Source organism: Methanosarcina sp. A14 (genome assembly GCF_001729375.1).
Taxonomy (GTDB): domain Archaea; phylum Halobacteriota; class Methanosarcinia; order Methanosarcinales; family Methanosarcinaceae; genus Methanosarcina; species Methanosarcina barkeri.
This window is the reverse complement of record NZ_LZPK01000252.1, coordinates 1-3,536: the sequence shown is the minus strand read 5'-3', so window position 1 is coordinate 3,536 and position 3,536 is coordinate 1. Positions and strand designations below refer to the sequence as shown.

Genomic DNA, 3,536 nt, shown 5'->3' with positions numbered 1-3,536 from the left:
TTGAAGCTTACTCTTAATTTGAGACTTAATCTTAACTTAACCGTTAGATGTCCGAATTGTATTTAATTCTTTATCCGGTTAACGGAAATAATTTTAATTAAGTTTTACGCTATTGTCTCATAAGAAACCCTATTAACAAATGAAGGCTATATGTTGAATTTCCAAATTCAAAAATACTTTTGCTCAGGTATCTGCATCCTTAGCTGTATAAATTCAGGAATATTATCCTTCGAGCATTTGCAAGAGATTTTCTTATTTTGCAAACCTTAACTCAGGCTTCCTGAGTTTTAGGAATCTTTATTTTCCTCAGGCACTAGCTTTAAAGGTTTTGGTCAGGATCACAAAGCCAGTTTTTACAAAACCGATTTTTTTCCGGAGATTTACTAATATTAGGTTTTATATTAAAACTTTCCAAAAAAAGGCATTAACAGGGTTTGATAGCTATTATACTTCTTAACAATACTCAATTTATTTAAAAAAACAATTTTATCTACATAAAATATATAAACCTGAAAGTATTATTCACTTCCGATGACCGACGATTCTCCAGTTAATTTAACCGATAAAGAGTATTCAATCATTGACATGCTCCAGAGCCTGGGACTCCCGAGAACAGAGGCTACCGCAATCGTATGTCTGAAAGACTGCAGTGAACTCAGGTCTCTTCATATTGAACTTGTATCAGGGCTTAGACAACCGGAAGTAAGTGTAGCCATGCGCCCCCTGCGGGAAAGAGGTTGGGTGGAAGAAAGGTCTGAAAAAAAGAATAAAGGAAAAGGCAGGCCTGTGAAGTACTATCAGTTAACTTTGCCCTTCTCACAAATTGTAAAGACCCTTGAAGAAGAATTTTTAAAAGATAATGAAGAAAAAATGATTGCACTCGAAAGGCTTCGAGAACTGGAAACAACATTGCAAAATTGAATTTGAAGAAGGCTGCCAGACAATTTTGCAGGATTATATTTAACTTCTTGCTTTCATACTCAAACTTTTGAGCCCTGATTATAACTGTTCTACTTGAACGTCATTTCATATCTAAAACTCGTTCAAAACATACAGGGGCAAAGCCCTGTTCCTTATCTTCAATTCTTCTAGCAGAAAATCCATCAAGTTCGAGGACAAAAGCCTCAACTACCATAAAAACTTCGCTTTCTCCTCTCAAACACCCGAGTTTTACATTGTCTCCCCTGCCTGCGCTTGCATGCAGATGGATCTTAGGCTTTCCTTCCATTAAAAAAATGTCTCCAATTCCCAGAATCTCATGTGCATCATTAAAGACGGACCATACAGGTTCTGGAGGAATTATACTTTTTTTAGGGCCTGTGACAAGCTGTGCCTCTTTTAATGCGCCAAGCAATACAAAAACAGCAGATTCGATGCGCTCCAGTTCAGCAAGTTTAATCAGTTCCAGAATCAAGTCTTCTCCAGAATCGATCCTTACGGTAAATACTCTACCTATTTTTCCTGTTGCATATTCCATCTTTCTATCCTCACTGATCTGTAATTTTTCCGTCCACAAGCCTGATAATCCTGTCAGCTTTTGATGCCAGGTTTTCATTATGAGTAACCACGATAAAAGTCTGATTATGCTCTCTGTTCAGCCGTCTGAGCAGTTCATAGATCAGGTCACCCGTTTTTGTATCAAGGTTGCCTGTAGGCTCGTCTCCGAGCACGATTGCAGGAGAACAGCTAAGTGCCCTTGCTACTGCAACCCTCTGGTTTTGCCCTCCTGAAAGTTCACCGGGCCTGTGATCCATCCGGTCTTCAAGTCCTACCTCTTTAAGGAGGTTTTCAGCAATTGCCTGTGCTTCTTTCCTGCTTTTTCCCGTAATCAAGAGCGGCATTATTACATTTTCCAAGGCCGTAAAGTCCGGGAGCAGGTGATGGTACTGGAAAACAAAACCAAGCATTCTGTTTCGCATCTCAGAACGTTCCTTATCCGACATATTTGTTACGTCTCTACCGTCTATCATGAGCGTCCCAGAACTTGGGGTGTCCAGCAGGCCTATCATGTGCATAAGTGTGCTTTTTCCAGAACCAGATGGTCCGACGATTGCAACGAATTCTCCTTTCTTAATTTTTAAGTTTGCATTGTCGAGCGCGCGAAATTTCATTCCGTTTTTATATATTTTTGTCAGGTTTTTAAGCTCGATAATTGGGCGTTCTTCAGTCATGCTTTTCCTGCTTTTTCAAAACCATTATAACAAAAAAAGAGGAGCTTTTAACTAAAGAGCTTTTGGGCAGAACACAGGGTCCCACAGAAAACCTCTATTTTAAGACTGCTCTCCTTTTTTTTTGAGAAGGGAATTCTGCAAAGAGGGACATATAGAAGAAGAAACTTCTACAAGAAAAGACCTTTCAATAAGAAACTTCTACAAGAGGAAACTTCTACAAGAAGATAATAATTCCACAAAGAGAAGATTTCTATATTCTGTACTTCTATTTCAGGCCTACCTTATCCCTTTTACTTATAACATAGGCTGCTGTAAGAATAAAAACGCAACCAAGAAAAGTCGATATATAGAGCGGATTTTTCAAGACAGTAACGTCAAAGAAAATTCCGGAAACAGGCTCGACCAGGGCAAGAATACTTCCTGTCTGAGCCCTGATTCCTGAGATACCTATCAGATAGATTATGGCAGCGAACGTTATAGTTAAGCTGAAGAGGAGCAGGATATCAAGATTTTTAACGAAAACAGTAGTTGGAGTGGAGAGTGCGGCCGGCAGCATAAAAAGAAGGCTTATTCCAGTCAGCCAGAAGGTTTGTGCTATTCCTGAGTAATCATCTCTCAAATATCGAATCGTTATTATATTCGCACCGAATGACAGCCCTGACAGTAACCCGAAAAGAAGGCCTTTCTGAGATTCAGGACCTGCATGTCCAAGAATTTCACCCGGACGTGCAATCAGTAAAACTCCTGTTATTGCAAGCAAAAGAGGGAGAACGCTGTTACTATTACTGTGTTCTCCGAGAATCGAAGGAGCAAACAGATTAACATATACCGGGGCTGTATAGAGCAGAAGGACAGCCACCGAAACCCCACTATACCTAATAGATGAAAAGTAACAAATCCCTGTTATCGCATTTAGAAGGCCCAGGAGGAGAAGGTATCTTTTTTTTCTATGGGGTTTAAGCTGTCCGAGCCCTCGATTGAGTAGCAGATAAACAAAAATCATGCAGAGACCAAAGAAGAGCCTGGAGAAAAGGATCGATCCGGTTGACATATTCTGAATTTTATCCAGAAAAACTCCGATAGTGCCGTAAATTATGCTGCCAGTTACAACTTCCAAATATGGATTTAAAGAGTTTTTCTGCACTGGCATGTTCGAGAATTAAAAGCTTGCAGATATATATTTTTTGGGCGTAGAAAAATACCGGACCACAGGCTTTAAGGCAAACTTTAAAAAAGGACAGAAAAAAGGAAGAAAAGAGTATGTGAAAAGTATATGTGAAAAGTATATGTGAAAAGTATATGTGAAAAGTATATGTGAAAAGTATATGTGAAAAGTATATGAAAAGTATATGTGAAAAGTATATG

Annotated in this window: 4 protein-coding genes; 1 reads left to right on the top strand and 3 read right to left on the bottom strand. The window is 39.0% G+C overall.

Annotated features, from left to right (window positions below):
- Positions 1-531: 531 nt before the first annotated feature.
- Positions 532-921: a transcriptional regulator gene (locus A9239_RS12060; protein ID WP_048116834.1), complete on the top strand. Its 390-nt coding sequence runs from the start codon at positions 532-534 to the stop codon at positions 919-921.
- A gap of 100 nt (positions 922-1,021) precedes the next feature.
- Here the strand turns inward: A9239_RS12060 and A9239_RS12055 are convergent, their stop codons facing one another.
- From A9239_RS12055 to A9239_RS12045, 3 genes are all read right to left on the bottom strand, one after another.
- The gene (locus A9239_RS12055) at positions 1,022-1,477 is read right to left on the bottom strand and encodes a PPC domain-containing DNA-binding protein (RefSeq protein WP_048122728.1); all 456 of its coding nucleotides are present in this window, start codon (positions 1,475-1,477) and stop codon (positions 1,022-1,024) included.
- A gap of 10 nt (positions 1,478-1,487) precedes the next feature.
- Positions 1,488-2,171 (bottom strand): ABC transporter ATP-binding protein, encoded by a 684-nt coding sequence (locus tag A9239_RS12050; RefSeq protein ID WP_048155746.1) that lies wholly within the window; start codon positions 2,169-2,171, stop codon positions 1,488-1,490.
- Positions 2,172-2,436: 265 nt separating this feature from the next.
- A complete protein-coding gene (locus tag A9239_RS12045) occupies positions 2,437-3,321 on the bottom strand; it encodes a DMT family transporter (RefSeq protein ID WP_048155749.1) in 885 nt (294 codons plus the stop codon).
- Between the last annotated feature and the right edge of the window lie 215 nt (positions 3,322-3,536).

Excerpts from the sequence above, each read along its gene's own strand:
- A9239_RS12045 (WP_048155749.1), bottom strand. The coding sequence starts at position 3,321 with ATGCCAGTGCAGAAAAACTCTTTAAATCCATATTTGGAAGTTGTAACT.
- A9239_RS12060 (WP_048116834.1), top strand. The coding sequence starts at position 532 with ATGACCGACGATTCTCCAGTTAATTTAACCGATAAAGAGTATTCAATC.
- A9239_RS12055 (WP_048122728.1), bottom strand. The coding sequence starts at position 1,477 with ATGGAATATGCAACAGGAAAAATAGGTAGAGTATTTACCGTAAGGATC.
- A9239_RS12050 (WP_048155746.1), bottom strand. The coding sequence starts at position 2,171 with ATGACTGAAGAACGCCCAATTATCGAGCTTAAAAACCTGACAAAAATA.